The following is a 25,536-nucleotide window of genomic DNA, read 5'->3' on the forward strand; positions in this document are numbered from 1 at the left end:
CGGCACCGCGGGTCGTCCGGACCGGACAGACGGCGAGCCGACAGTACGGCCACCGGACCCGCTGCAACCTTCGCACCCATTGACCGGTGTGACCGGTGTCGGGGCTCACCGCTCCGGACTGCCACGGGGGAGGACGAGTGACTGTGACAGAAGACGCGCGAGCCGGTGGGGCACCACCCGACCCCTCGTCCCGGCTGATGCCCGACGGACCGCCGCTGCTCTTCGACGACTTCTACCACGCGCACTTCCGCGGCCTGGTGGTGCAGCTGCGGGCGTACACCGGCGATCTGGGCCAGGCCCAGGACCTGGTGCAGGAGGCGTTCTGCCGGGCCTTCGCCCGCTGGGACCGGCTGGCCGGCTACGCCGACCCGGTGGCCTGGATCCGGCGGGTCGCCTGGAACCTCGCGCACAGCCGCTGGCGGCGGCTGCGTACCGCGCAGGCGTTCCTGCACCGGCAGCGCGAGGTGCACGTGCCCGGGCCGTCTCCGGACCGGGTCGCGCTGGACGTCGCGTTGGCGTTGCTGCCGCCCCGGCAGCGCCGGGCCGTGGTGCTGCACTACCTCGCCGACCTGAGCGTCGCCGAGATCGCCGCGCAGGAACGGGTCGCGGAGGGAACCGTCAAGTCCTGGCTGCACCGGGGGCGGGCCGCGCTCGCCGCGTCCCTGCGGGACACCGAGGAGGCACCGGATGTCTGAGCACGACGCAGTCACCCTCGCCGAGCGCTTCGCCCGGTACCGGATCGAGGTGCTGGCCGAGGTCGAGCCCCCGGGGCCGGCGGCGGTCCGCCGGGCCGTGCGGCAGCGCCGGCGCCGGACGCTCGGCACGGCCGTCGCGGCGGTCCTCGCCCTGGGCACCGGCCCGATCCTCGGGTACGCGGCGCTGACCGACCCGGGTCCGCGGCCCGGGCCGGTGGACCCGACCGTCAGCCCGTCCCCCTCCTCCTCGCCGACCGGCTCGGCCAGCCCGTCGGCGTCGCCGGCACCGACCAGCGCCGGCCCGACCCGGGCGCCGGACGGCCGGATCAGCCGGGAGCAACTGCTCGCCACACCGGTCTCGCTGCCGGCCTGGCGGCCCGGCCCGAGCTGCCCGGTCACCGACGTCCGGCTGGCCGGCGACGCGGTGCGGGACGAGACCAACGTGTTGGAGGGACTCGCGCACGGGGACGTCGACGGCGACGGCGCCACCGAGACGGTCGCGCTGGTGCACTGCCTGCTCGGCACCGGCGGGCCGGCGCAGGTCGTCGCGTTCGACCGGGACCCGGCCGGCAAGGTGGTGACCCTGGGCCGGGTGGTGGCCACCGCGCGCGAGATGCCGCAGTGGCTCACCGACCTGGAGGTCCGGCCCGACGGCCTGGTCCGGGTGCAGGTGGCGGACATCGCGCCGGGCGGCGGCTGGCCCGGCGAGTGGTCGCAGCGGCAGTGGCGCGGCTACCGGTGGAACGGTGAGTCGTTCGCCCAGGTCGCCGGTCCCACCACGTTCGGGCCGAACCCGCACGCGGTGAACCTGGTCGTCACCGCCACCGACCTGGCGCTCGCCGCCGCGCCGGACGGTTCCCGCACCGGCACGTTGACCGTGCGGATCCGCAACGCGGGCAGCGGTCCGGCCGCCTACGTGGCGCTCCGGCTCGGCCTGCCGCCGGCGCTGCGCCCCGACGGCGACGGGTGGGCGGTCTGCCGCAACGACCCGGAGACCACCCGGCAGCCGGTGAGCTGCGACCTGAACGGTCTCAAGGCGGGTGCGGAGGTCCAGCTCACGCTGGGCTTCCGGGCGGCCGCGGGAGCCACCGTCGGGCAGGGAACGGCCGACGTCGACGCCCGGCCGATGGACAGCCGGTTCGACTTCGTGGAGGAGGTCTACGACATCGACAACCTGGTCCGGATCGACTACCGGTGAGCCCGGGGGCCCGGGTGCGGCGGTATCCCCGCCGCACCCGGGCCCTCACCAGCTCGGACGTTGCAACAGGCCGACGAACTCGACCAGCAGCCGCTCCCGCAGCGCTGGCGGCGCGGCGTCGAGCAGCGCGTTGACCAGGGCCATCCGCTCCGGTAGCGGGCCGCTGCCGGCCGGGACCGGTTCGGACCCGCCGCCCAGGCCGAGGCCGGCGGCCAGACCGGCGACCAGGTCCGGGGTGAGCGCGTCCGGGGTCAATGCGGTGGCCAGGGCGCGCAGTTCGTCGGGGAGCCGCACCGGCCCGGCGGCCCGGGCGGCGGCCACCGCGGCGACCAGGTCCGGGCCGAACTCGGCCACCCGGGGCGCGACCGACGCGGTGACGGTGAGGTGCACGCTGGCCGGCAGGTCGGCGTACGACAGCTGCGGCTGGGTGTGCCAGCCGCGCGCGCCCAGTTCGTCGACCAGCACGAACAGGTCCAGCTCGGGGTCGGTGCTGGTGAAGCAGACGACGGTGGACTCCGGCTCGGCCATCAGCCGCAGCCCGGCCGCGCCGCGCACCGCCTCCGCCAGGCCGGCCACCGCGTCCCGGGTCAACCCGGCCAGCCGCAGGTAGCCGTCGTCACCGAGGTGCCGCAGGGTGGCGTACGCGGCGGCGATCGGGCCGCCGGAGCGGGTGGAGGCGATCACCGGGTTGATCATCGTGTAGCCGGGCCAGTCGGCGAACGCGAAGTACTGCGGGGCGCGCAGCGACGGGTCCCGGTGCAGCAGCACCGACGCCCCCTTCGGGGCGTAGGCGTACTTGTGCAGGTCCACGGAGATCGAGGTGACCCCGGGCACGGCGAAGTCGAACGGCGGCACCGGCGCGCCGAGCCGGCGCAGCCAGGGCAGCGTCCAGCCGCCGAAGCAGGCGTCCACGTGGCAGCGCACCCCGGCCGCCGCGGCGACCGCCGCGATCTCCGCCACCGGGTCGACCACGCCGTGCGCGTACGAGGGGGCGGAGCAGACCACGAGCACCGTCTCCGGCCGGATCGCGGCGGCGATGTCGGCGACCGCCGGGCGGAGCGTCTCCGCCGACACCGGCACCGGATCGAGCGCCACCCGCAGGTAGTGCGCCGCCTTGGCGAACGCGGCGTGCGCGCTGGCCGGCACCACGATCCGCGGCGCGGCGATCTCCGGGTGGGCGTCCCGGGCCGCCTTGACGGCCAGGATCAGCGACTCGGTGCCGCCGCTGGTGACGCTGCCGACGACGTCCGGTGCGGTGCTGCCGGGGCCGCCGCCGAGCAGCCGGGCCGCCGCGCCGACCAGCGCGTTCTCCATCGCCAGCAGGGACGGGAAGGCGGTCGGGTCGAGCCCGTTGACGTGCGCGCTCTCCGCGTACGCGGCGACCGCCAGCTCGTCGAGCCCGGGCACCGCCGGGTCGTAGACGTACGCGAACAGCCGCCCGCCGTGCGTCGGCCGGTCCAGTTCGCGCAGCCCGCGTACCTCGGCCAGCACCGTCTCCGCCGGCACTCCCGGCCCCAGCGGCGCGCGCTCGTCCCGCTCCTCGTCGATCATCAAAGTTGTGCTGCCTTTCCGTGCGGCTCAGCGGCTTTCGTTCCCCACCACGACCGCCTGATCGCCGGGGCGACCGGGTCGGGCCTCGGCCAGCCGGGCGGGGGTCAGGTCGTAGGGGCGGAGGGTGAGCAGGGCCACGGCCACCAGCAGGGCGGGCAGGACGGTGAAGCCGAGCAGCACGCCGAGGCGGGCGGTGTCGGACTGGGCGGCCGCCGTCCCGGTGTCGGACGACACGTAGCCGGAGACCTGGAGGACCAGCCCGTAGATGCCCGGACCGAGGGCCAGCCCAAAGGTCTCCCCGGCCGTCCAGAGCCCGGTGAACACGCCGGCCTGCCGGCGACCGGTGCGCGCCTCGTCCCAGGCGATGCAGTCCGGGAGCATGGCCAGCGCGAAGACCTGCTGCCCGGCGTACCCGCAGCCGATCAGCGCGACCACCAGGTAGACCGCCACCGCCGGCAGCGCCGGGGCGGCCACCAGCGCGAGCGCGCCCACCGCGAGGATCAGCGACGCGGCGACCAGGGCCGCCAGCTTGCCCACCCGGGCGCCGACCCGGGTCCAGAGCGGCATCACCAGCAGCGCCGGCCCGACGAAGCAGACGAAGAGGAGGGTCGGCCCGCCGTCGGGATCGCGCAGGATCTGCCCGGCGAAGTAGTTGACCCCGGCCAGGATGGTGGCCACCCCGGCGGACTGCACCACGAAACAGAGCAGCAGCGCCCGGAACGGCCGGTTGCGGGCGGCCACGGCGAGCTGCGCGCGCAGCGTCGGCTCGCTCTCGGCCACCGTGCCGGTCGGCGCGCCCCGGGTGCCGAGGAACGCGCCCACCGCGCCGAGCACGATCAGCGCCGCGACGAAGAGGCCCATCCAGCGGTGCCCGGCGACGCCGCCGCCGGTGGCCGACACGATCAGCGGGGCGACCGCCCCGGACACCAGGATGGCGACCGCCAGCAGCGCGATCCGCCAGCTCATCAGCCGGGTACGTTCCGCGTAGTCGCCGGTCAGCTCGGCCGGCATCGCCACGTACGGCACCTGGAAGAAGGCGAACGCGGTGGCGGTGGCCAGGAAGGCGACCGCCACGTACGCGGCGGCGGCCGGGCCGGCGTCCACCGGTCCGGCGAAGATGGCCGCGAAGAGCAGCGCCATGGCCACCCCGGCGACCAGCAGGTACGGGCGGCGGGCGCCCCAGCGCGACCGGGTGCGGTCGGAGATCCGCCCGGCCACCGGGTTGACCAGCACGTCCCACGCCTTGGGCCCGAGCACCAGCAGGGCGGCCACCCCGGCGGCGACGCCCAGGGTGTCGGTGAGGTACGGCAGCAGCAACAGCCCCGGCACGGTGCCGAACGCCCCGGTGGCCAGGGAGCCCAGCGCGTAGCCGGCGTGCACCCGACGCGGTAGCCCGCCCGGGACCGGACCGGTTCGAGCCGGCGGCGCGTCCATGGGGCCGAATGTTACTCACGTTATGGCCCGGGTCACATCCCCTCTTCCGGCGACCAACTGGCCGCCGCCATGTCCACCCCGGCACCGCGCAACGGCGTGCCCTCCGCCCGCAGCCGGGCCCGCGCCTCCCGCTCGTGACCGGGCGGCAGCCGGCCGGCCGAGTTCACCACCCGGTGCCAGGGCACCCCGCCGCCGTGCCGCGCCATGATCGAGCCGACCAGCCGGGCCGACACCCGCCCGGAGCGCTCGGCCAGCGCGTCGGCGACCGCCCCGTACGACATCACCCGGCCCGGCGGGATCCGCTCGACCAGGTCGAGCACCGCCTCGACGTATTCATCAGGGCTCACGACCGGCCAGGATATGGGAACGCCAACGGGCCCGGCCGGCCCGACCACGCAGAATGGTCGGGTGCGCGACGTAGTCACGGCCGCCCGGCGGGTGGTCGTCAAGATCGGATCCTCCTCGTTGACCACCGCCGCCGGCGGGCTGGACGACGGGCGGGTCGACGCGCTGGTCGACGCCCTCGGCGCCCGGGCCGCCGGCGGCCGCGAGGTGGTGCTGGTCTCCTCCGGCGCGATCGCCGCCGGCCTGGCCCCGCTCGGGCTGGCCCGACGCCCACGCGACCTGGCCACCCAGCAGGCCGCCGCCAGCGTCGGGCAGGGCCTGCTGATCGGGCGGTACGCGGCCAGCTTCGCCCGGCACCGGCTCACCGTCGGGCAGGTGCTGCTCACCGTCGACGACGTCACCCGGCGGGCGCACTACCGCAACGCGTACCGGACCCTGCGCAAGCTGCTCGACCTGCGGGCGGTGCCGATCGTCAACGAGAACGACACGGTGGCCACCGAGGAGATCCGGTTCGGCGACAACGACCGGCTGGCCGCCCTGGTCGCCGCGCTGGTGCAGGCCGACCTGCTGGTGCTGCTGTCGGACGTGGACGCGCTCTGGACCGGCGACCCGACCCGGCCCGGCGCCGCCCGGATCGACGAGGTGCGCGACGAGCGGGACCTGGCCGGCGTGGACATCGGCGGGGCGGGCCGGGCCGGGGTCGGCACCGGCGGCATGGTGACCAAGGTCGAGGCGGCCCGGATCGCCACCGGCTTCGGCATCCCGGTGGTGCTCACCGCCGCCGACCTGGCCGCCGAGGCGCTCGCCGGCGAGCCGGTCGGCACGCTGTTCCACCCCAGCCGGCGGCGGCCGGCCGCCCGGCTCTTCTGGCTCGCCCACGCCACCTCGCCGCGCGGCCGGCTGCATCTGGACCCGGGCGCGGTGGCGGCGGTGGTCGACCGGCGGAAGTCGCTGCTGCCCGCCGGGATCACCGCTGTCGACGGGGCGTTCACCGCCGGCGACCCGGTGGACCTGGTGGACGCCGAGGGCGCGCCGGTGGCCCGAGGGCTGGTCAACTACGACGCGGTCGAACTGCCCGGCCTGCTCGGCCGGTCGACCGGGGAGCTCGCCGCGGCGCTCGGCCCGGCGTACGAACGGGAGGTCGTCCACCGCGACGACCTGGTGCTGCTGTGAGGAGTATCGGATGAGCGTGACCGAGCAGGCCCGACGGGCCCGGACGGCGGCGGAGGAACTCGCCGTCGCCACCCGTACGGTCAAGGACGCGGCACTGCACGCGATGGCCGACGCGCTGGTGGCGCGTACGCCCGAGATCCTGGCCGCGAACGAGGCAGACCTGGCCGCCGGGCGCTCGGCCGGGCTGACCGCGGCCGTGCTGGACCGGTTGGCCCTGGACCCGGGTCGGGTGGCCGGCATCGCCGACGCGCTGCGGCAGATGGCCGCCCTGCCCGACCCGGTCGGCGAGGTGGTCCGCGGCTCGACCCTGCCCAACGGCCTGGAGCTGCGCCAGATCCGGGTGCCGTTCGGGGTGGTCGGGATCATCTACGAGGCCCGGCCGAACGTGACCGTGGACGCGGCCGGCATCTGCCTGAAGTCCGGCAACGCGGCGCTGCTGCGCGGCTCCTCGTCGGCGGCGCACTCCAACGCGGCGCTGGTAGCGGTGCTGCGTGACGCGGTCGCCGGGGCCGGGCTGCCGGCCGACGCGGTGCAACTGCTCGACGCCGGCTCGCGCGACTCGGTCAAGGAACTGATGCGCGCCCGCGGCCTGGTCGACGTGCTGATCCCGCGCGGCGGCGCGTCGCTGATCCGCACCGTGGTCGAGGAGTCCACCGTGCCGGTGATCGAGACCGGGGTCGGCAACTGCCACGTCTACGTGGACGCCGCCGCCGACCTGGCCAAGGCCGTGGCGATCGCCCTGAACGCGAAGACCCAGCGACTGTCCACCTGCAACACCGCCGAGTCGCTGCTGGTGCACGCGGCCGTCGCCGACGCCTTCCTGCCGCCGATGCTGACCGCGTTCGCCGAGGCCGGGGTGGCGGTGCACGGCGACGAGCGGGTGGCCGCGCACTCGGCCGCGGTGCTGCCGGCCACCGACGAGGACTTCGCCACCGAGTACCTCTCGGCGGACATCTCGGTGGCCGTGGTCGACTCGCTGGACGCCGCGGTCGCGCACATCCGGCGGTACGGCACCGGCCACACCGAGGCGATCGTCACCGACTCGACCACGGCGGCCCGGGAGTTCGTGGCCCGGGTGGACGCGGCGGCGGTGATGGTGAACGCCTCCACCCGGTTCACCGACGGCGGCGAGTTCGGCTTCGGCGCCGAGATCGGCATCTCCACCCAGAAGCTGCACGCCCGGGGCCCGATGGGCCTGCCCGAGCTGACCTCCACCAAGTACGTGGTGACCGGGAACGGCCACCTGCGCGGCTGAGGTCCCGGCGCGCACCGCCACCCGGGGCGTCCCGGGTCCGCCGGCGGGCGGGGCACCCAGAGGCGTGCCGGCGGGCGGGGCGTCCCGGGTGGACCGCGGTGGGGCGTCGCCGGGGATTGCGGTCGGCCGATAGTCTGGGGCCGGTTCGGCACGGCTTGTCTGGGGAGGCGACATGCTGGGCGAGAGCGCCCTGGAAGAGCAACTGGCACAGGCCCGGGCCGCGCTGCGCGAGGTGGGCCGCGGCGTCACGCCGCCGGAGCGCACCGAGTCGGTGGCCGAGGCGGCGGACGGCCGGATCCGGGTCACCCTGGGCACCGACGGGCGGGTCAGTGCCATCGAGATCGACCCGCGGGTGCTCCGCGAGGGCTCGGACTACCTCGCCGACGAGCTGCGCCTGGCGGTGAACGCCGCGCTCGACGGGCAGGACGACGGCACGGCCGTCACCGAGCCGATGCCCGACCTCGCCGCGATCACCGCCACCGTCGAGCGCCTGCAGGACCAGAGCCTGCGGCAGATGCGCGAGATGAGCCAGGCGATCAGCGAGACCATGCGGAAGCTGCAGCAGCGGAGCTGACGATGGAGAACCTGGACGTCGACATCGACGCGCTGCGCCGGGGCGCGGCGGAACTGGAGCAGGCCCGGGAGTCGGTCCGGCAGACCTTCGAGAGCTTCCAGGCCGCGGTCGCCGGGTACGCCGCCGCCTTCGGCGGCGACGACATCGGCTCGCTGCTCGGCATCGCCCACCAGGCCTGTGTGGACGCGTTGACCGAGTGCCTCAGCACCAACATCGAGGAGCTGGGCAGCTACGCCGACGGGCTGCACCAGATGGCCGACGGCTACCGGGCCGTCGAGGAGGACGTCACCGCGTCCTTCCGCTCGATGCTCGGCACGCTGGGCGGATGAACGCCCGGCACGCCGGGCGGACGAGCGACGGACGAAAGGAGTCACGGTGGGTCTGACCCTGCCGGGCGAACTGGCCTCCCTGCTGTCCATGCTCGGCTACGAGTGGCCGCAGTCCGACGAGACGGCACTGTTCCAGCTGGCCGGTGAGTGGACCGGGATGGCCGGGCAGATCTCCGGCTCGGTCGCCCAGCTGGAGTCGGCGGCGCGGACGGTGCTCGACAACAACCGGGGTGAGAGCTTCACCGCCTTCGCCAGCGAGTGGAACGACGCCGAGTCGGCGGCCCGCAACATCGCCGACGTGGCCAACCCGGCGAACGTCATCGGCATCGGGCTGATGGTCGCGGCGGGCGTGGTGCTGGCCCTGAAGATCCAGGTGATCGTCCAGTTGGCGCTGCTGGCCATCCAGATCGCGCAGGCCATCGCCACGGCGGCGGTCACCTTCGGCGCGTCCCTGCTGGAGATCCCGATCTTCAAGATGATCACCGGCATGATCATCGACCAGCTGATCGGCATGGCGGTGGACACGGTGCTCAATGGCTAGGAAGCGGACCGCGCCGCCCCGGCAGACGCAGGCCAAGGGCGCCAAGATCGTCTCGGCGTACCTGGAGAACGCCGACGTGTTCCGGACCGCCAAGTCGGCCGGCACGAAGCCGAAGGGCCCGGCGGTGCTGGTGCTGCGCAACCGGCCGGACTTCGACAAGCGGGACTTCGACCGCAAGGCCAAGGACCTGGTCCGGCTCGGCCAGGAGGGCCGGCTGAGCAAGGCGAAATCGGACCGGACGGCCAACAACGTCTACCACCGGGGCGGCCGAGGGACCAAGCCGGGCACCAGGACCCGCACCAACGTCTTCCGGGACCGGGTGACCCGCCGGCTGACCAGGAACAAGCGGCTGACCCAGCAGCACGGCACCCCGGAGACCAACCAGTACCTGGCCAACAAGGACCTCGTCGACCGCCTCTACGAGGGCCGGGGGCCGATCACCGCCCGGGGCCAGGGACTCGACCCGGACCACGTCCACGAGCTGCAACTCGACGGAAAGGACGAATACGCTAATCTCAGGCTGATGGACGCCTGGACCAACCGCCAGATCGGCAGCGACATCTCCGTGGCGTTGCGCGACGTCCCCGAGGGCACCCCGGTCATCGTGAAGGTCCTGCCATGACCCGACCGGACCCGGCCGTTCTCGCCCGGATCGCCGAAAAGGTGGAGCTGCTCACCCGGGTGGAGGCCGAGCACGGCTTCGGCGTACGCATCGAGGGGCCGGCACCGCTGGAGCCGATCGCCGACCTGCCCGGCGTGGCCGAGGTCTACAGCCTGTTCCAGCGGTTGGAGGGCGACAACTTCCGGTTCCACGCGCCGAAGCAGATCCTCACCCCCCAGGCCTGGGCGGAGTACGAGATCGACCCGGACGACCCGATGGGCAGCCCGCTGATCGTCGGCTACGAGATGGACAGCGTCCCGCCCGGCCTACGCGCCGAGATCCGCGGCGGTGACCCGATCTACCTCGACCGGGAAGACCTGGACGTGTACTACATGGAGTCCAGTGCCTACGTCTACCAGTACGAGCACCCCGACTCCGACGTCGAGTTCACCGTCATCGCCCCCGACGTCGCCACCTTCTTCGACGAGCACGTGCTCGGCCCCCGCTACCCGGAGCTGATCTCCGTCGTCTTCGGTCCCGCCGCCCCCGAGCAGCGGCTGCGCAAGGGCCGGCACGCCGGCGAGTACGCCGACAACTGGCGGCGGCTGCTGATCGCCGCCGGCCTGTCCTCCTGACCGACCGTCGACCCCCGAAGGACCGTCATGGCAGCTGATCCCCGGTTCACCGCACTGTGGGGCGAGGACGGGCTGGTCCCGTACCCGCGCGAGGCGTGGCTGGAGGGCGGCTTCAGCCCGGACATGCTCCCCGCCGGCGACGAGATCCCGCTCGACGTGGAGGTGGTCTACACCGCCTACCTGGAGGGCGACATCGAGCTGTTCGACACGATCCAGCTCACCACCGAGGACGGCTCGCTGGACATCCGCCTGATCGTGGTCGGCGCGGTCGCCGACAACACCGACCTGCTCTACGTGCTCGACCCGAAGACCGGTGAGATCCTCCAGTTCGACCTGGCCGTTCAGGACGTGCAGGCGGTCAACAGCAACTTCCGCACCTTCGTCGAGTTCCTCTACCAGTTCGCGCTCTTCGTCGAGGCGGACGAGGGCAAGGCCGGCCGGGCCGAGCGGGCCGAGGTGCTGCGTACCACCCTGGAGAGCATCGACCCGGCCGCGTTCGGCCCGGACGCCTGGTGGCCGCTGGTGATCAGCCAGCTGAAGTGACCGCCGGCCGGCAGGCCCGGATCGCCCGCAGCGTGGTGTGCACGTCGAACTGGTGACCGTCGTCGCTGTCCCAGCCACCGTCGCTGCGCTGGGTCTCGGCCAGCCGGCGGCGGGCCGACACCAGCAGCCACTGTTCCTCGCCCACCTCGACCCGACGCAGCGTCGCGGCCAGCCAGGCCGCGTCCGCCGGGGAGAGCTGCGGGATCCGCTCGGCCAGCACCGCCTGGATCCGCGCGGACTCGTCGTACATCCCCTGCCGGTGCAGCACGGCCGCGCTCAGCCAACCGGCCGGCAGGAAGGACGGCCAGCTGCCGTCCGGGCCGAGCTGGCCGGCCACGGCGTGCGCCGCCGCCTGCACCACGCCGGCGTACGCGCCGCCGACCCGGTGGTCGAGCGGGCCGGCCGCCCGGGCGTCCAGACCGGCCACGGTCAGCCAGAACCCGGCGTTCGCGGTCAGGTAGAAGCGGGCCTCCGGGTCGCCCGGCCGGGCCCACTCCGGCGCGACGCCGGCCAGCGACGGGTCCTCGTCCCAGCCCCCGTCGGGCAGCTGCCGGGCGGCGAGCCAGTCCAGCGCGCGGCGCGCCGCCGGGCGGCCGAGCGCGCCGAGGTCGTCCAGCTCGGACAACCGGTAACAGGTGGCGTCGACGGAGCCGACCGCGCTGTCGAGGGTGGCGGACCAGCCACCGTCGGGCGCCTGCCCGGCCTCGGCCGCGTCGAGCAGGTCGGCCGGCACCGCCGCGCCGGTGCGCAGCCGGGAGAGCCGGGCACGGTCCACCGCGTCCCCGTGCGCCACGACGAAGCCGACAGCGGCGTCGAGATCCACCACGGCGGACACGCTACCTGCGCAAAGGCGATTCCGCCTCGGGGAATCGGCCGAGGTCGCGGCGGCGCGTCGCCGCCGCGGACCCCGGCCGTCCGGTCAGTACGCGGGCAGCGAGGGATCGATCTGCTTGATCCAGGAGAGCACCCCGCCCTGGACGTGCACCGCGTCGCGGAAGCCGGCCGCCTTCAGCGCGGCGAGCGCCTCGGCGGAGCGGACGCCGGACTTGCAGTGCAGCACGATCTGGCGGTCCTGCGGCAGCTTGGCCAGCGCCTCGCCGGAGATGATCTCGCCCTTGGGGATCAGCGTGGCGCCGGGGATCCGAACGATCTCGTACTCGGCCGGTTCCCGGACGTCGACCAGGAAGATGTCCTTGCCGGCCTCCTGCCACTCCTTGAGCTCCAGCGCGGTGATGGTCGCGTCGACCGTCGCCTCCTGTGCCTCCACCGACACCGCGCCGCAGAAGTCCTCGTAGTCCTCCAGCAGGTCGGTGACCGTGGGGTTCTCGCCGCAGAGCACGCAGTTCGGGTCCTTGCGCACCTTGATCTTGCGGTACGACATCTCCAGGGCGTCGTAGACCATCAGCCGCCCGACCAGCGGCTCGCCGATCCCGGCGAGCAGCTTGATCGCCTCGTTGACCTGGATCGAGCCGATCGACGCGCAGAGCACGCCGAGCACGCCGCCCTCGGCGCAGGACGGCACCATGCCGGGCGGCGGGGGCTCCGGGTAGAGGCAGCGGTAGCAGGGGCCGTGCTCGGCCCAGAAGACCGACGCCTGGCCGTCGAAGCGGTAGATCGACCCCCAGACGTACGGCTTGCCGAGCAGCACCGCGGCGTCGTTGACCATGTAGCGGGTGGCGAAGTTGTCGGTGCCGTCGACGATCAGGTCGTACCGGGCGAAGATCTCGCGGACGTTGTCCCGGTCCAGCGCGGTGTTGTGGATCTCGACGTTGACCAGCGGGTTGATCTCGCGGATGCTCGCCGCGGCGGACTCGGCCTTCGACCGGCCGACGTCCGAGACGCCGTGGATGATCTGCCGCTGGAGGTTGGACTCGTCGACGGTGTCGAAGTCGATGATGCCGAGCGTGCCGACGCCGGCCGCGGCGAGGTACATCAGGGCGGGCGAGCCGAGGCCACCGGCGCCGACACAGAGCACCCGGGCGTTCTTCAGCCGCTTCTGCCCCTCCACCCCGACGTCCGGGATGATCAGGTGGCGCGAGTAGCGGCGGATCTCGTCAACGGTCAGCTCGGCGGCGGGCTCGACGAGCGGGGGCAACGACACGGTGGACTCCCCGGGATCGGCGGTGGCGAACCGCGCCATTGTCGCTCGCCGCCGGGCCGGTCGGCCATGAGGAGGGACACGTCGCCCGACATTCGGGAGCGGGAATAAGGCGGCCGGGCCGGGAATCGTCAGGGAACGATCTCGCCGGCGTAGCGCCGCCCCTCCAGCCAGGGCCAGGCGTACGCGACGCAGCCCTGGAGGCCGTACGTCTGCTGTTGCATCACCGGCGCCGGGCGTCCGGGCCCCGGGCACGCCTCATGGCCCTCGCCGAACTCGTGCCCGACCTCGTGGTTGACCACGTAGGCGCGGTACACCGCCAGCGGCGCCCGGTAGTCCGGCACCGCCTCCAGCCAGCGGGCCAGGTTGATGATCACCTTGCCGGGCAGCCGGCAGGAGGTGTACCCCTCGGTGCTCAACCCGCCCTCGGCGCACATGAGTTCCGAGGTCCGCGGGGTGGCCAGGTAGATGGTGAAGTCGGCGACCTCCGCGTCGGCGACCCGCTGCACCCGCCGTTCGCCACCCGCGGTCCAGCCGCGCGGGTCGGCCAGCACCTCGTCGACGGTGGCGGCGAAGGCGGGAACGTCCTGCCCGGTGCCCCGCTCCACCGCCACCCGGTAGCGGTGCAGCGGCCCGTCCGCCCCGACGACCGGCGACTCGCCCTCGGCGGTGGTGAAGCTACCCGCGCCGGCCCGCGGGTAGCCGGTCGGCTCGGCGCGCTGGTTCGCCCCGTACGCCATCGGGCCCGGACCGGCGGACGGCGGCCGGCGTGCGGGGTCGCCGCCCCCGCGGGCCAGTGCCACCCCGCCGCCCGCCGCGACGAGCAGCACCAGGCCGAGCAGGACGGTACGGCGGCGGCGTCGGCGCATCCGCACCAGACCGGGCCTCGGGCGCGGCCGGGCGGAGCCGGGATCAGGCGGGTCGCAAGGGGACGACGACGTCATGCGGTCAGCGTCGCACGCTAACCGGGTTTTTCCGTACGTTAAACACGAATGCGGCAAAGGGTATCGGCGTGTTCATGCCCCTTGGATTCCTCTCCCGGTTGGCGCCCTGCCGCCCGCAATGGCTACCGGCGCGGGCCCGCGTAGCGGCGGCCGTCGCGGTACGGCCAGGGGTTCGCCACGCAGCCGTTCAGGAAGAGCGTCTGCTGCATCATCACCGGCGCCGGTCGCCCCCGACCCGGGCAGCGCTCGTGCCGGTGCCCGAGCTGGTGGCCCACCTCGTGGTTCACCACGTAGGTGCGGTAGACCGACAGCGGCACGCCGGCGGCCACGAAGTGCGGCACCGACAACCGCCAGCGGTCCAGGTTGATGATCACTTTGCCCGGCGCGCGGCAGGACGTGTAGGGCCGTCCGCCGATCCGGATGTCCACCCCGCCCGCCGCGCACATCCGGCGTGCCGTCGCCGCGGTGACCAGGTAAACCGTGAAGTCGTACGGCGAGCGTGGGCGGACCTGCTGCAACCGCAACCGGCCGCTGTCCACCCAGCTCCCCGGCCCGGCCAGCGCCGTCTCGACGGCCGCCCCGAACTCCCCCGCGTCCTCGTCGGAGCCGACCTCCACGGCCACCCGGTAGCGCCGCAGCACCCCCGCCTCGCCGAGCACCGGGCCGACCCGGTCGTCGTAGCCGAAGGTGCCCCGCCCGGCCGAGGGCACCGGCCCGGGCAGCCGGAGCACCGGCGGCGGCGGGCTGGCGGTGGGGCTCGGCGGCACCGGCACGCTGGGCGTCAGCGACGCCGCCGGCGTGGGCGCGGCCACCACCTCCGGCACGGCGCCCACCTCGGCGTCCGCGTCGGAGCCCCGCCGGTCGGTCACCAACGCCACCACCGCCACCACCGCGACGCCGAAGACCAGCGCCTCCAGCACCCGCCGGAGCCGGCGGGACGCCCGCCCCGGGGAGCGGCGGGAGCGGGTACGGCGGCCGTCGGCCCGCGCGGCGCGGTGCTGGTGACCGGCGCCGGGCCGGCGGGAGGGGCACATCCTGGTCAGCCTGCCATGTCGGGCCGCCGGGCGGTCTCCTCCGTTTCGGCGAGCAGTCCCACCACGGCGCGGGCCACCAGGCGCGGCACCTCGAGCTGCGCCACGTGCCCGACCCCGTCCAGCAGCAGCAGCCGGCTGTCCGGGATCACCCGGGCCGTCTGCGGCGCCACCCGTACGTCGACCATCCGGTCCTGCCGGCCGCCGACCACCAGGGTCGGCGCGCGGACCGAGCGGGCGAGCCGCCACAGCGACCCCGAGCCCGGCAGGTACGCCCGCAGGAAGCTGTAGACCAACCCGCGGAAGGTGCGCACGTACGCGGCCGCGTAGTGCTCGGCCTGGTAGCGGACCCGGATCTCCTCCAGCGCCTCCCGGCGACGCTGCTCGCAGATCCGGCTCAGGTCGGCCACGCACGCCTCCATCACCTGCTGGGCCATCACCTCGGGCGCCAGCTGGGCCAGCCGCCAGGCGGCCAGCCGTTCGCCCCGGGGGACCGCCAGCAGGGGCAGCATCCGACCCTGCAGCGAGCGGCGGAAGTCGAGGAACGGCAGGGCCGGCGAGACCAGGGTCAGGGTGCGGACGAGGTCCGGCCGGGTGCCCGCCACGTGCACCGAGACCGCCCCGCCGAGCGAGTTGCCGAACAGGTGCACCGGCCCCCGGCCCGAGTGCTCGATCCAGCGGATCACCCGCTCGGCGAAGGCCGGCACGGTGTACCGCCGGCCCGGCTCGCTGCGGCCGAACCCGGGCAGGTCGATCGCCTGCCCGTCGAGCCGGTCGGCGAGCAGCCCGGCCAGGTCGGTCCAGTTCTGCGACGAGCCGCCGAGGCCGTGCACGTAGAGCGCCGGCTCGGCGTCGGGCGCGGTCGCCGGGGTCTCCCGGACGTAGGTGACCGCCCCGTCGAGGCGTACCTCCCGGCCCGGCCAGGGCGGCGGGACCGAATGCTCCGGAAGGAGATGATCCGGCCAGAGGGTGGCGCGCTTCATCGCTCCAGTCTGCCCCGGAACGCTCAGGCCAGCAGCGCCTCGAGTCGACGGTTGACCGCGGCCAGGGTGGCCCGGACCACCGCCTGCCGGGGGTCGCCGGCGACCAGCGCCGACCCGGCGAGCTGCTCGACCCAGCCGTCGCAGACCAGCAGCACCACCACCGTGGCCACCTCGCAGTTGCCGAACGGAACCACCGCCGCGTGCTCGACGAAGCACCGCCCCCGCTCGGGCGCGGAGACCGCGCCGCGGAGCAGTTCGTCCACCGCCGCCGCGGCGGCCACCGCGCAGAGCCGCAGCACGAAGCCGTCCACGGCCGGGCCGGTGGAGTAGCCGGTGGCGTTCTGCCCGCCGGCGACCAGGCGCACCTCCACGGTCGCGTCCAGCCCGAACGTGCTCACCTGCACGTGGTCGATCACCACCCGGGGACCGGACGTGCCGCCGGTGGCCAGTGGCCGGGAGGGCGCGCTCTCGGTGGTGGTCACCTGCCCGCCGGAGTAGGAGCCGACGGTGGCCGGGCTGCCGGTGGCCGTTCCCGCCGGGGCGGCGGAGACCGAGCCCGGCTCCTCCACGGTGGCCCGGCCCCGGTGCGGCGCGGCGGACTGCCGCCGCCGGCGCGGGGTGACCTCCGGCTCCGGTTCGGCCCGGGTCGAACCTGTCTCCGGCCGGCCGCCGGACACCCGGGGCTCCACGCCCGGCGCGGCGGTCCGGGCCGCGCGCGGCTCGGCGGACGGTTCGCCGGCCCGGGGCTCGACGGACCGGCGGCGCACCGGGGGCGGTGGCGCGGCGGGCAGGCCGGGCACGTTCTGCGGCGCGGCGGCCAGCCCCATCCGCTCCTGGAGCAGGCGGGCGACCTGCCGGCTCACCTCGGCCGGGTCGGCGCCGTCGGCCAGGTCCAGCCGCAGGCTGTGCGCCCCGGCCGGGGTACGGCGCAGCGCCGCGTCCCGCACGCCGGCCACCTCGCGGACGGCGTCCAGGATCGCGTTGACGTCGAAGCCCTCCGGCCGCTCCCGCATCGGTGCGGGCTCGTCGTCGCGGCGCAGGTGGGTGGCGATGCGGGCGAGTTCCGGGGTTTCGGCGGACGGCTCCACGGCTGGCGGCTCCGGCACTACGGGCACGTCCGGCTCGGCCGGGACGCGCTGCGGCAGCACCGCCGACGTGTGGTCCGGCAGCCGGTCTTCGGCCGTCCGGGCCGCCGGCACCGGTTCGGAGGCGGATCGGCGGGCCGCGTAGGGAGGGGCGCTCGTCGGTGCGGGCGCGGGCGGAGTGCGGTCGCGGCGGGCGTCCCCGCTCGTGGCGGGCGCGGAGGCGGGACCAAGCGGGGTCGACGGGTCGCCGGGCGGTTCCGGCGTCGCGGCGGCCGGTTCGGCCGACCGGAAGCGGAACGGCCGGGTGTTCCGGGGCTCGTCCTCGGCCGGGGACGACGCGGCGCCGGACGCCTCGGGCGGGTACGGGGACGGGGGCCCGCTCGCCGGCACGGTGGCCGACGGGCCGCCCGCCCAGGACGGGCGCTGGGTCGGCGCGGGCCGCTCGACCGGGGCCGTCGGTGGCTCGTACGCCGGCCGGGGCTCGGCTGGTGGCTGGTACGCCGGGCGCGACTCGGCCGACGGCTCGTAGGCCGGCCGGGGCTCGGACTCGGCGCGGGTCGGCTGGTAGGGGCGGGACGGCTCGGGCCGGGGCGTCTCGTAGGGGCGGGACGGCTCGGCGCGCACCGGCTCGTACGGCCCGTTCGGCTCGCTGGCCCAGCCCGGGGTGGACTCGTCGCGGGCGCGCCGGCCGCCCTGCTCGGCCTCGTCCCGGACCCAGGACGGCGCCCAGCCACTGCCCCAGCTCGGTCGGTTCCAGTTCGGACCGGACCAGTCGGGCTCAGTGGGCGGCGTCCGGTCCGCGGGCGGCCCGGCGGCCGGAGCGGCCTGCTCACCGGCGCTCAGCGCGCGGTCGAGGCCGGCGGTGCTGTCGCCGCCCGGCGGGCCGGGGCGGGGCTCCGCGGTGGACCGCTCCGGCGGGAACTGGTCGCCCCAGCCGCGCTGGTCGACGGCGGTCGGCGGTTCCCCGGCCACCGACCGGTCGACCGTCGGCGCGTGGAAACCGGGCGGCACCTCGAACCCCGAGGCGGTCGTCCCGACCGGCGGCACCTGCACCGCGGGCGGCGCGGAGGTGGGCGGGCCCGGCTCCGCCCAGCGGTTCGGCGGGTCGTCGGACGCGTGCCGGGCCGGGCCGGGCTCCGGCTCGGCGAGCCCGTGCTGCGGGGCGGGCTGCTCGGCCGCCGGAGCGGGGCGCTGCGCCGGCACCACGAGGCGGTCGCCGTCGGAGTCCCGGCGCGGATCGCCGAGCGGACCGGGCGGGGCGCTCACCGGCGCCGCGCGGCCGGGCGGCGCGCTGACCGGGGCCGACCGGTCGGCCGGGTGCTGGCCGACGCCGTTGGTGTGCCGGCCGTTGGCCCGGGTCGCCGGGGCGTCGGCGGGCACGCCGGGCAGCGGTGGCGGCAGGTCACCGTGCCGGGGCGACGAGGCGCCCCAGCCGAGGGTCGGTTCGGGCTGGCGCCAGGACGGCGTCGGCTCCCGGGAACCAGCGGTCTCCCCGCTCCGGGCCCAGCCGGCCGGCGCGGGTGCCCACCCGTTGCCGGTACGGGCCAGGTCGTCCTGCTGACCCGTCCCGTCGCCGTGCTCTCCCGGGGTGGCGGCACCGGGTTGCCCTGATTCACTCACCGCGCGCTCCTTGGTCGCCCCCGCTGAGGCTACCGTGTGGTGACAGTGGCGATAAGTTACAGCGGCGGGCCAATTCCGCGACGGGTCACGAGCCCGGACCGGTTCGGGGGAAAAGTGCCGGCTCGTACACAGGAAACTCGGAGGTTCCCATGACCGCTGTGGGGAACGGCGCCCAGACCGCCGGCCGGCCCACGCGCCTACCCCGGTCCGCGCGTCGCAAGCAGTTGCTCGCCGCTGCCCAGGAGGTGTTCGTCGCACAGGGCTACCACGCTGCCGCGATGGACGACATCGCCGAGCGGGCGGGGGTCTCCAAGCCGGTGCTCTACCAGCACTTCCCGGGCAAGATGGAGCTGTACCTCGCGCTGCTCGACACCCACTGCGACGCGATCGTGGCCAAGGTGCACGACGCCATGCGCGGCACCAACGACAACAAGGAACGGGTCAGCGCCTCGGTCCGCGCGTACTTCGACTTCGTCGACCACGAGAGCGAGGCGTTCCGGCTGGTCTTCGAGTCCGACCTGCGCAACGACCCGGCCGTACGGCAGCGGGTGGAGCGGGTCGAGCAGGGCTGCATCGCGGCGATCACCGACACCATCATCTCGGACACCGGGGTGAGCCGGGCGCACGCCGAGCTGCTGGCCTCGGGCCTGGTCGGCGCCGCCGAGACCGCCGCGCAGTTCTGGCTGGCCGGCGGCCGGCAGGTGCCCAAGGCCGAGGCCGAGGCGTTGGTGGCGGCGCTGTCCTGGCGCGGCATCGCCAGCTTCCCGCTGCAAGGTGAGTCAGCCTGACCGCCACCCCCGAGATCGGATAGCCTTCGCACGGCGGCTTTTTCGCCCCAGTTGAGGAGGCACCGTGGAGGTCAAGATCGGCGTGCAGTACGCGCCGCGCGAGCTGGTTCTGGAGAGCGCGCAGTCGCCGGCCGAGATCGAGCAGATCGTGACCGACGCCATCGCGAAGAACACCGGCACGCTGTCCCTGACCGACGAGAAGGGCCGGCGGGTCGTCGTCCCGGTCGACAAGGTCGCCTACGTGGAGATCGCCGAGGCGTCGCCGCGCGCGGTCGGGTTCACCGTCCGCTGAGCGGGCCCTCCGTCCGCGGCAGGTGACCCCGCGCACCTGCCGCGGACCACGCGGCACCACCCCGAGGCGGCATCCGGCGAGTACGCCACCAGCTTCCGCCCGGCGCGCCACTCAGCGAGGCCACCTCCCCGAGCAGGCACGCGACGCCGTCCCGAGCGGGTGGGTCGGTGTGCTAGTTGTTCAGGCCCGCCGCGGCCATCCGCTCGGTGTGCGCGGCGGTCAGCCGGCGGAACAGCGCCTGCACGTCCACCTGGTCGCCCTGGGCGATCAGCGCGGTGAGCGCGCCCCGGTCGGCCGCGGCCACCCGGCCGGCCTGCGACAGCGCCTCGCCCACCAGCCGCCGCGCCCACATCGAGAGCCGGCCGGCCACCCGCGGGTCCAGCTCGATCGCGGCCCGGATCTCGGCGGCGGCGAACTCGGCGTAGCGCGACTCGTGCAGCACGTCGAGGACGAGCTGACGGTCCGGCTCGGCCAGCGCCACCGCGATCTCGCGCAGGAAGTCGTCAGTGATCGCGTCGCCGACGTACGCCTTGGTGACCGCCTCGGCCCAGTCCCGCGGCTCGGTCGAGTCGTGGTACGCCTGCAACGGCGCGACGTACGGGGCCATGGCGTCGTCGGGCAGCACGCCGAGCGTGGTGAGCCGGTCGGCCAGCCGCCGGTAGTTGCCGATCTCGGCGGCCGCCATCTCGCCCAGCGCCGCCCGACGGCGCAGGTCGGGGGCGAGCCGCGCGTCGGCGGCCATCCGTTCGAAGGCGAGCAGCTCGCCGAGGGCCACCAGGCCGAGCAGGTCGACGACGGCGGGGCCGGGCGGGGCGGGGGCGGACACGAGCGCAGGCTACCGCCCGCCGACGCCCCGTGGGGGACGCCTCGGACGACCACCTCGACAGTGACCTGGGTCACATCGCTTGCCCCCGGGCGCGAGGGCGCCAACCGGAATCAGGACGGGGTCCAGGCGGTTCAGGTAAGATGTAGCAGTTGCCGCGGGCGCCCATCCGGCCGGCCTTCGATCCGGTCGCAGTCCGACCCGCGGCGCGCGTGCGGCCCGGTCCGGCTCGGCAGTCTGCCGCCCCCGACCGTGTGGCCCGCGCCATACCGATCGCGCCCTGAGGACATGACGGGGCGCACCCACGAGAGGGCACCCCCAAATCCATATGAGCGAGCTGACCCAAGACCTCATGGACGGCCAGGAACTGGCCCCCACCGCTCCGGTACGCCCGGAGGCTCCCACCTTCGCCCAGCTCGGCGCGCGTCAGGAGACCGTCGACGCGCTGGCCGCCTCGGGCATCACCCGCGCCTTCGCGATCCAGGAGTACGCGCTGCCGATCGCGCTGCGCGGCAGCGACCTGATCGGCCAGGCGCCCACCGGCACCGGCAAGACCCTCGGCTTCGGCGTTCCGCTGCTGGAGCGGGTCTTCGCCCCGGGCGAGGGCGGCGAGGACGGCCTGCCCCAGGCGCTGGTCGTCGTACCCACCCGCGAGCTGGGCCTCCAGGTCGCCAAGGACCTGGCCGCCGCGGGCCGCACCCGGGGCGTCCGGGTGCTGCCGATCTACGGCGGCGTCGCGTACGAGCCGCAGATCGACGCCCTGCGCAAGGGCGTGGAGATCCTGGTCGGTACGCCCGGCCGGCTGCTCGACCTGGCCAAGCAGAAGCACCTGCGACTCGACCGGGTGCACGCGCTGGTGCTCGACGAGGCCGACCGGATGCTCGACCTGGGCTTCCTGGACGACGTCGAGAAGATCCTCGCGATGCTGCCGGAGGACCGGCAGACCATGCTCTTCTCGGCCACCATGCCGGACCCGATCGTCGCCCTCTCCCGGCGCTTCCTGCGCCACCCGGTGACGATCCACGCCGGCCACACCGCCGAGACCGGGCCGTCGCCGCAGACCCAGCAGCTGGCCTACCGCACCCACTCGCTCAACAAGATCGAGATCGTGGCGCGGATCCTGCAGGCCGAGGGTCGCGGACTGACCATGATCTTCACCCGTACCAAGCGGGCCGCCGACCGGGTCGCCGAGGACCTCGACTTCCGCGGCTTCGCGGTGGCCGCCGTGCACGGCGACCTCGGGCAGGGCGCGCGGGAGCGGGCGCTCCGGGCGTTCCGGGCCGGCAAGATCGACACGCTGGTCGCCACCGACGTGGCCGCCCGCGGCATCGACGTCAGCGGCGTCACCCACGTCATCAACTACGACTGCCCCGAGGACCAGGACACCTACACGCACCGCATCGGGCGCACCGGCCGGGCCGGCGCGACCGGTGTCGCGGTGACCTTCGTCGACTGGGACGACATGCCCCGCTGGCGGATCATCGACAAGACGCTGGGCCTGGACATGCCGGAGCCGCCGGAGACCTACCACACGTCCCCGCACCTCTACACCGACCTGGACATCTCACGCGACATCACCGGCACGCTGCCCACCGCGGAGCGCACCCGGGCCGGGCTGTCGGCCGAGGTCGAGGAGGACCTCGGCGGCGGCCGGTCGCGCCGGGGCGAGGGCCGGGGTGGCCGGCGCGGCGAGGGCCGCGGCCGGGAGCGCCACCGCGGCCGCGGCGAGTCGACCACCGGGCCGGACACCGACGAGCCCGCGGCCGAAGGCGCCACCGAGGAGGCCACCCGCACCCCGCGCCGCCGCCGGCGCCGCCGGGCCGGCGAGGTGGTCGCCGGTGAGCCGACCGCGGTGATCAGCGCCGAGGCCGCCGACGCCCCGGCCGCCGCCGAGGGCGACGCCCCGAAGCCGCGCCGCCGCCGGCGCCGCCGTGTTGGCGGTGGCTCCGCCGCCGGTACGCCGGCCGAGGCGACCGCCGACTGACGCACGCACCATCCGACGTCCCCGTACCGGGCTCCGGTGCGGGGACGTCCGGCTGAGGACCACCGAGACCCCTTCCGCGACCGCACCAGGCGCGGCCATGATCCCTGCCGCCGCACCCGATTCGGGCCGGGCCCGACCTGGAAGATGGAGCAATGCCGGAACCGCTGGACGCCGCCCTGACCGAGGTGCGGTCACTGTTGCTCGACCCCGCGCTGACCCGGGCGGTCGCCGCCGGACGCCGCCGCGGCCAGCGACCCTCGGTGGTCCGGGCCGAGCTGCGCCCGGTGGCGCTGAAGGCCGGCCCGCGGTTGCAGATCTCGACCTCGGACGGGGCCCGGCCGTACACCCGCAACGTCGCCCCCGGCCCGGAGGCGGCCGCGGCGGTGGACGCGCTGCTGGCCGAGCCGTTCGGCAACTGGCACGTGGAGACGGCCGAGGCGACCCTGCAACTGCGGGTGACCAAGTCCGGCGAGGCGCAGGTGCACCGGTCGGCGGCGACCCGGCCGACGGTTGAGCCGACCGGGCACGACCGGGCCAAGGAGTACCTGCTCGACCCGGGCGATCCGATCTTCGCCGAGATCGGCGGCTCGGCGGCGAAGCGGCGTCAGGTGGACGCGTTCCTGCGGGCCCTGGCGGCCACCCTGCCGGACGAGCTGACCGGCCCGCTGCGGGTGGTCGACCTGGGCTGCGGAAACGCGTACCTGACCTTCGCGGCGTACCACTACCTGGCCCAGCGCGGGCTGGACGTCGAGCTGGTCGGGGTGGACGTCCGGGAGGACCAGCGCCGGCGCAACACCGAGCTGGCCGAGCGGCTCGGCTGGGCCGACCGGGTCAGCTTCGTGGCCGGCACCATCGCCGACGCGGTGGTCGAGCCCACCCCCGACCTGGTGCTGGCGCTGCACGCCTGCGACACCGCCACCGACGAGGCGCTGGCCCGGGCGGTGCGCTGGCGGGCCCGCTGGGTGCTCGCCGCCCCCTGCTGCCACCACGACATCGCGGCCCAGCTGCGCGCCCGGCCGGCCCCGGCGCCGTACGAGCTGCTGACCCGGCAGGGCATCCTGCGCGAGCGCTTCGCGGACGTCCTCACCGACGCGCTGCGCGCCGGGCTGCTGCGGCTGCACGGCTACCGGGCCGAGGTGGTGGAGTTCGTCGACTCCCGACACACCCCGCGCAACCTGCTGATCCGCGCCCGGCGCTCCGGCGCCGAGCCGACCGGGCCGCAGCGCGCCGACTACCGGGCACTGGTCGACCAGTGGGCGGTCACCCCACGGCTGGAGGCCCTGCTCGCGGCGGCCCCGGCCAGGACGACCGCCGGCACGCCCGCCGGAACCCCGGCTGACACCATCCCGGTGGACACGCCGGCCGGGACGACCGCGAACACGCCGGCCGGGACGACCGCGGACACGGCCGGGACGTCGGCGGACACGGCGTAGGACGGCCCGAGGCCGCGCTCGCACCGGCCCTCGATCCGAGAGAAGTCCCGCCGGCGGGACGGTCTGGTCGATCAGTCAATTGTTTCCGCGCCGGGCCGTACTACCCTCGGAGGCGCACCGTCGGCGCCGGTCGGGAGGAGAGAGCCCGCAGGAATGGGTGCGGCAGACGTATCGCCACAGATGGCGTTCGCACGTTTCGTGCGGCGTGCCATCGACGACGCCCGCGAGGAACGCGGGTGGACCGTCACGGACCTGGCCGCCCACACCGGCGTGGGCCGCTCGACCGTCTTCCGTTGGCTGGCCGGCGACTGGCAGGACTACCCCGAACTGGCCAAGGTCCGCGGCTTCTGCGCCGCGCTCGACCTACCGGTCGCCGCCGCGTTCCGCGCCCTCGGGCTGCCCGACGCCGGTCCCGCCCCGCGCCGCCGCACCGACGACGGCCCGGTGGAGGCCGACGTCCGGGTGATCCTGCAACGGCTGGCCGACCCGACCGTGCCGGTCGAGGAGAAGCACCACATCCGCGACCTGCTGCGCTACCTCGCCCGCCGCCCGATCCGCCGCGCCGGCTGAGCCCGCGCCGCCGTCAGGGGACGGTGACGGTGAACTCGGCGGTGCGTACCTCGCCGGCCACCTGGAAGTCGAGGTAGAGCCGGTACCGGCCGGGGCCGGGCGTGGTCAGCCAGAAGCGCACCGCGCCGTCGACCAGTTCCGGCTCCGGGTGGACGTGCAGGTAACCGAGGTCCCCCTCGCGCAGCGCCACCAGGTGCCCGTACGCGCCGAGGTAGCGCTCCAGATCGGGAGTGCCGCCGCCGGGGGCGGTGATCCGGAAGGTCAGCGGCACGGTGAGCCCGGCCTGCGGGGTGCCCTCGACGCCGACGGTGAACCCGTCGACGGTGGCGGAGGCAGCCGGCGCGGGCAGCGGCCGCGGGGCGTACTCGCCGGACGCGACCAGGTCCGCCCCGAGGGTCAGCGGGACCTGCTGACCGTCGTCGGCGACGGCGGTGAAGTCGGCGTACGCCCGCCAGACGCCGGCCCGCGGCAGGGTCAGCGGCACCGACCAGGTGCCGTCGGCCGCCATGGCCGGGTGCAGGTGCTGATATCCGGTGAGGTCGCGGCGGACCACGATCAGGTGCATCGGCTTCTCGTGCACCACCGCGAACCGGGTGACCGCCCGCCGCTGCGCGTCGCGTACCTGGAAGCGCAGTTCGCCCTCCCTGCCGGCGGTGAACTCCCCGCTCAGCGGGGTCAGCGTGTAACCGGACGCGGTGACCGCCAGCCCGGCCGCCTCGGCCGCTGCGCTCTGGTCCGCGCCGTGCTCGTGCGCCCCGGTGCCCGGGGAGTGGATGTGGTCGGCGAGCGCGCTGTCCAGCCCGGTGCCGGCCGGCGACCCGTCGCCGTTGATCCGGCCCAGACCGAAGCCGAGCAGGACGGCCAGCACCAGCCCGCCGACCACCAGCGCCAGCCGCACGGTGCTTTCGTCGGGACGGGCGGCGTCCCGCTCGGGCACCGCCGGCGACCCGGGCTGCGGCTCGGTCATGGCGCCCACGCTACCGGCGCGACCAGCGACGATCGGCCAGGTGG

26 protein-coding genes are annotated in these 25,536 nt (G+C 75.2%); 15 read left to right on the forward strand and 11 right to left on the reverse strand.

All coding sequences use genetic code 11. The features are described from left to right. The first annotated feature begins 197 nt into the window (after positions 1-197). Positions 198-695 carry a SigE family RNA polymerase sigma factor gene (locus FHX32_RS06310; RefSeq protein ID WP_167182311.1) on the forward strand — a complete coding sequence of 166 codons (498 nt, stop codon included), beginning with the start codon at positions 198-200 and terminating at the stop codon, positions 693-695. Then, positions 688-1,893 carry a hypothetical protein gene (locus FHX32_RS06315; protein ID WP_167179855.1) on the forward strand — a complete coding sequence of 402 codons (1,206 nt, stop codon included), beginning with the start codon at positions 688-690 and terminating at the stop codon, positions 1,891-1,893. Before FHX32_RS06310 ends, FHX32_RS06315 begins: the two co-directional genes overlap by 8 nt. A gap of 45 nt (positions 1,894-1,938) precedes the next feature. On the opposite strand, the gene FHX32_RS06320 is transcribed toward FHX32_RS06315, so the two are convergent. Genes FHX32_RS06320 through FHX32_RS06330 form a run of 3 tightly spaced genes read right to left on the reverse strand, consistent with a single transcriptional unit; the run spans position 1,939 to position 5,225 of the window. Next, positions 1,939-3,444 carry an aminotransferase class V-fold PLP-dependent enzyme gene (locus tag FHX32_RS06320; protein WP_167179856.1) on the reverse strand — a complete coding sequence of 502 codons (1,506 nt, stop codon included), beginning with the start codon at positions 3,442-3,444 and terminating at the stop codon, positions 1,939-1,941. A gap of 27 nt (positions 3,445-3,471) precedes the next feature. Further along, complete coding sequence (locus tag FHX32_RS06325; RefSeq protein WP_167179857.1) at positions 3,472-4,878, reverse strand: MFS transporter; 1,407 nt, start codon at positions 4,876-4,878, stop codon at positions 3,472-3,474. A gap of 32 nt (positions 4,879-4,910) precedes the next feature. After that, positions 4,911-5,225, reverse strand: coding sequence for an MGMT family protein (locus FHX32_RS06330; protein ID WP_167179858.1), 315 nt, complete (start codon positions 5,223-5,225; stop codon positions 4,911-4,913). A gap of 61 nt (positions 5,226-5,286) precedes the next feature. On the opposite strand from FHX32_RS06330, the gene proB reads away from it, so the two are divergent. The 8 genes from proB (at position 5,287) to FHX32_RS06370 (ending at position 10,874) form a co-directional block, all read left to right on the forward strand. After that, positions 5,287-6,396: a glutamate 5-kinase gene (gene proB, locus FHX32_RS06335; protein WP_486480933.1), complete on the forward strand. Its 1,110-nt coding sequence runs from the start codon at positions 5,287-5,289 to the stop codon at positions 6,394-6,396. A 10-nt stretch (positions 6,397-6,406) separates the two neighbouring features. Beyond that, positions 6,407-7,651 (forward strand): glutamate-5-semialdehyde dehydrogenase, encoded by a 1,245-nt coding sequence (locus FHX32_RS06340; protein ID WP_167179860.1) that lies wholly within the window; start codon positions 6,407-6,409, stop codon positions 7,649-7,651. 172 nt (positions 7,652-7,823) lie between these two features. After that, complete coding sequence (locus FHX32_RS06345) at positions 7,824-8,225, forward strand: YbaB/EbfC family nucleoid-associated protein (RefSeq protein ID WP_167179861.1); 402 nt, start codon at positions 7,824-7,826, stop codon at positions 8,223-8,225. Between the two features lie 2 nt (positions 8,226-8,227). After that, the gene (locus tag FHX32_RS06350) at positions 8,228-8,554 is read left to right on the forward strand and encodes a hypothetical protein (RefSeq protein ID WP_167179862.1); all 327 of its coding nucleotides are present in this window, start codon (positions 8,228-8,230) and stop codon (positions 8,552-8,554) included. 46 nt (positions 8,555-8,600) lie between these two features. Continuing rightward, positions 8,601-9,095 carry a WXG100-like domain-containing protein gene (locus FHX32_RS06355; RefSeq protein WP_109903650.1) on the forward strand — a complete coding sequence of 165 codons (495 nt, stop codon included), beginning with the start codon at positions 8,601-8,603 and terminating at the stop codon, positions 9,093-9,095. Further along, positions 9,088-9,717 carry a hypothetical protein gene (locus FHX32_RS06360; RefSeq protein WP_167179863.1) on the forward strand — a complete coding sequence of 210 codons (630 nt, stop codon included), beginning with the start codon at positions 9,088-9,090 and terminating at the stop codon, positions 9,715-9,717. Before FHX32_RS06355 ends, FHX32_RS06360 begins: the two co-directional genes overlap by 8 nt. Continuing rightward, positions 9,714-10,331, forward strand: coding sequence for a hypothetical protein (locus FHX32_RS06365; protein WP_167179864.1), 618 nt, complete (start codon positions 9,714-9,716; stop codon positions 10,329-10,331). Before FHX32_RS06360 ends, FHX32_RS06365 begins: the two co-directional genes overlap by 4 nt. 27 nt (positions 10,332-10,358) lie before the next feature. Beyond that, complete coding sequence (locus FHX32_RS06370) at positions 10,359-10,874, forward strand: SUKH-4 family immunity protein (RefSeq protein WP_167179865.1); 516 nt, start codon at positions 10,359-10,361, stop codon at positions 10,872-10,874. Here the strand turns inward: FHX32_RS06370 and FHX32_RS06375 are convergent. From FHX32_RS06375 to FHX32_RS06400, 6 genes are all read right to left on the reverse strand, one after another. Further along, positions 10,858-11,709, reverse strand: coding sequence for a prenyltransferase/squalene oxidase repeat-containing protein (locus tag FHX32_RS06375; RefSeq protein WP_486480934.1), 852 nt, complete (start codon positions 11,707-11,709; stop codon positions 10,858-10,860). The two genes, FHX32_RS06370 and FHX32_RS06375, sit on opposite strands and share 17 nt — an antisense overlap. Positions 11,710-11,793: 84 nt before the next feature. Continuing rightward, complete coding sequence (gene moeZ / locus FHX32_RS06380) at positions 11,794-13,014, reverse strand: adenylyltransferase/sulfurtransferase MoeZ (RefSeq protein WP_208417971.1); 1,221 nt, start codon at positions 13,012-13,014, stop codon at positions 11,794-11,796. Positions 13,015-13,103: 89 nt separating this feature from the next. After that, positions 13,104-13,916: a DUF3152 domain-containing protein gene (locus FHX32_RS06385; RefSeq protein WP_167179868.1), complete on the reverse strand. Its 813-nt coding sequence runs from the start codon at positions 13,914-13,916 to the stop codon at positions 13,104-13,106. A gap of 122 nt (positions 13,917-14,038) precedes the next feature. Then, positions 14,039-14,950, reverse strand: coding sequence for a DUF3152 domain-containing protein (locus FHX32_RS06390; protein ID WP_167179869.1), 912 nt, complete (start codon positions 14,948-14,950; stop codon positions 14,039-14,041). 5 nt (positions 14,951-14,955) lie between these two features. Further along, positions 14,956-15,930: an alpha/beta fold hydrolase gene (locus FHX32_RS06395; protein ID WP_167179870.1), complete on the reverse strand. Its 975-nt coding sequence runs from the start codon at positions 15,928-15,930 to the stop codon at positions 14,956-14,958. A 23-nt stretch (positions 15,931-15,953) separates the two neighbouring features. Then, a complete protein-coding gene (locus FHX32_RS06400) occupies positions 15,954-18,635 on the reverse strand; it encodes a hypothetical protein (protein WP_167179871.1) in 2,682 nt (893 codons plus the stop codon). A 149-nt stretch (positions 18,636-18,784) separates the two neighbouring features. Here FHX32_RS06400 and FHX32_RS06405 point away from each other — a divergent pair, with 149 nt between their 5' ends. Together FHX32_RS06405 and FHX32_RS06410 are read left to right on the forward strand one after the other, a co-directional pair. After that, complete coding sequence (locus FHX32_RS06405; RefSeq protein ID WP_043965396.1) at positions 18,785-19,423, forward strand: TetR/AcrR family transcriptional regulator; 639 nt, start codon at positions 18,785-18,787, stop codon at positions 19,421-19,423. A 64-nt stretch (positions 19,424-19,487) separates the two neighbouring features. Then, complete coding sequence (locus FHX32_RS06410) at positions 19,488-19,715, forward strand: DUF3107 domain-containing protein (RefSeq protein WP_088997316.1); 228 nt, start codon at positions 19,488-19,490, stop codon at positions 19,713-19,715. 172 nt (positions 19,716-19,887) lie between these two features. On the opposite strand, the gene FHX32_RS06415 is transcribed toward FHX32_RS06410, so the two are convergent. Next, positions 19,888-20,541 carry a ferritin-like fold-containing protein gene (locus FHX32_RS06415; protein ID WP_167179872.1) on the reverse strand — a complete coding sequence of 218 codons (654 nt, stop codon included), beginning with the start codon at positions 20,539-20,541 and terminating at the stop codon, positions 19,888-19,890. Positions 20,542-20,866: 325 nt separating this feature from the next. Here FHX32_RS06415 and FHX32_RS06420 point away from each other — a divergent pair, with 325 nt between their 5' ends. From FHX32_RS06420 to FHX32_RS06430, 3 genes are all read left to right on the forward strand, one after another. Beyond that, complete coding sequence (locus tag FHX32_RS06420; RefSeq protein ID WP_167179873.1) at positions 20,867-22,522, forward strand: DEAD/DEAH box helicase; 1,656 nt, start codon at positions 20,867-20,869, stop codon at positions 22,520-22,522. Between the two features lie 152 nt (positions 22,523-22,674). Beyond that, positions 22,675-23,955 carry a class I SAM-dependent methyltransferase gene (locus FHX32_RS06425; protein WP_167179874.1) on the forward strand — a complete coding sequence of 427 codons (1,281 nt, stop codon included), beginning with the start codon at positions 22,675-22,677 and terminating at the stop codon, positions 23,953-23,955. Between the two features lie 153 nt (positions 23,956-24,108). Further along, complete coding sequence (locus FHX32_RS06430) at positions 24,109-24,525, forward strand: helix-turn-helix domain-containing protein (RefSeq protein ID WP_088997312.1); 417 nt, start codon at positions 24,109-24,111, stop codon at positions 24,523-24,525. Positions 24,526-24,538: 13 nt separating this feature from the next. Here the strand turns inward: FHX32_RS06430 and FHX32_RS06435 are convergent, their stop codons facing one another. Then, positions 24,539-25,492, reverse strand: a complete 954-nt coding sequence (locus FHX32_RS06435; protein ID WP_167179875.1) for a hypothetical protein — start codon at positions 25,490-25,492, stop codon at positions 24,539-24,541. Between the last annotated feature and the right edge of the window lie 44 nt (positions 25,493-25,536).

It is taken from the genome of Micromonospora sp. CNZ280, from assembly GCF_011759515.1.

What these genes read in the sequence shown, in the direction of transcription:
- FHX32_RS06310 (WP_167182311.1), top strand. Translation starts at nt 198, where the DNA reads ATGCCCGACGGACCGCCGCTGCTCTTCGACGACTTCTACCACGCGCAC.
- FHX32_RS06315 (WP_167179855.1), top strand. Translation starts at nt 688, where the DNA reads ATGTCTGAGCACGACGCAGTCACCCTCGCCGAGCGCTTCGCCCGGTAC.
- FHX32_RS06320 (WP_167179856.1), bottom strand. Translation starts at nt 3,444, where the DNA reads ATGATCGACGAGGAGCGGGACGAGCGCGCGCCGCTGGGGCCGGGAGTG.
- FHX32_RS06325 (WP_167179857.1), bottom strand. Translation starts at nt 4,878, where the DNA reads ATGGACGCGCCGCCGGCTCGAACCGGTCCGGTCCCGGGCGGGCTACCG.
- FHX32_RS06340 (WP_167179860.1), top strand. Translation starts at nt 6,407, where the DNA reads ATGAGCGTGACCGAGCAGGCCCGACGGGCCCGGACGGCGGCGGAGGAA.
- FHX32_RS06345 (WP_167179861.1), top strand. Translation starts at nt 7,824, where the DNA reads ATGCTGGGCGAGAGCGCCCTGGAAGAGCAACTGGCACAGGCCCGGGCC.
- FHX32_RS06350 (WP_167179862.1), top strand. Translation starts at nt 8,228, where the DNA reads ATGGAGAACCTGGACGTCGACATCGACGCGCTGCGCCGGGGCGCGGCG.
- FHX32_RS06360 (WP_167179863.1), top strand. Translation starts at nt 9,088, where the DNA reads ATGGCTAGGAAGCGGACCGCGCCGCCCCGGCAGACGCAGGCCAAGGGC.
- FHX32_RS06365 (WP_167179864.1), top strand. Translation starts at nt 9,714, where the DNA reads ATGACCCGACCGGACCCGGCCGTTCTCGCCCGGATCGCCGAAAAGGTG.
- FHX32_RS06370 (WP_167179865.1), top strand. Translation starts at nt 10,359, where the DNA reads ATGGCAGCTGATCCCCGGTTCACCGCACTGTGGGGCGAGGACGGGCTG.
- moeZ (WP_208417971.1), bottom strand. Translation starts at nt 13,014, where the DNA reads ATGGCGCGGTTCGCCACCGCCGATCCCGGGGAGTCCACCGTGTCGTTG.
- FHX32_RS06385 (WP_167179868.1), bottom strand. Translation starts at nt 13,916, where the DNA reads ATGACGTCGTCGTCCCCTTGCGACCCGCCTGATCCCGGCTCCGCCCGG.
- FHX32_RS06390 (WP_167179869.1), bottom strand. Translation starts at nt 14,950, where the DNA reads ATGTGCCCCTCCCGCCGGCCCGGCGCCGGTCACCAGCACCGCGCCGCG.
- FHX32_RS06395 (WP_167179870.1), bottom strand. Translation starts at nt 15,930, where the DNA reads ATGAAGCGCGCCACCCTCTGGCCGGATCATCTCCTTCCGGAGCATTCG.
- FHX32_RS06405 (WP_043965396.1), top strand. Translation starts at nt 18,785, where the DNA reads ATGACCGCTGTGGGGAACGGCGCCCAGACCGCCGGCCGGCCCACGCGC.
- FHX32_RS06420 (WP_167179873.1), top strand. Translation starts at nt 20,867, where the DNA reads ATGAGCGAGCTGACCCAAGACCTCATGGACGGCCAGGAACTGGCCCCC.
- FHX32_RS06425 (WP_167179874.1), top strand. Translation starts at nt 22,675, where the DNA reads ATGCCGGAACCGCTGGACGCCGCCCTGACCGAGGTGCGGTCACTGTTG.
- FHX32_RS06430 (WP_088997312.1), top strand. Translation starts at nt 24,109, where the DNA reads ATGGGTGCGGCAGACGTATCGCCACAGATGGCGTTCGCACGTTTCGTG.
- FHX32_RS06435 (WP_167179875.1), bottom strand. Translation starts at nt 25,492, where the DNA reads ATGACCGAGCCGCAGCCCGGGTCGCCGGCGGTGCCCGAGCGGGACGCC.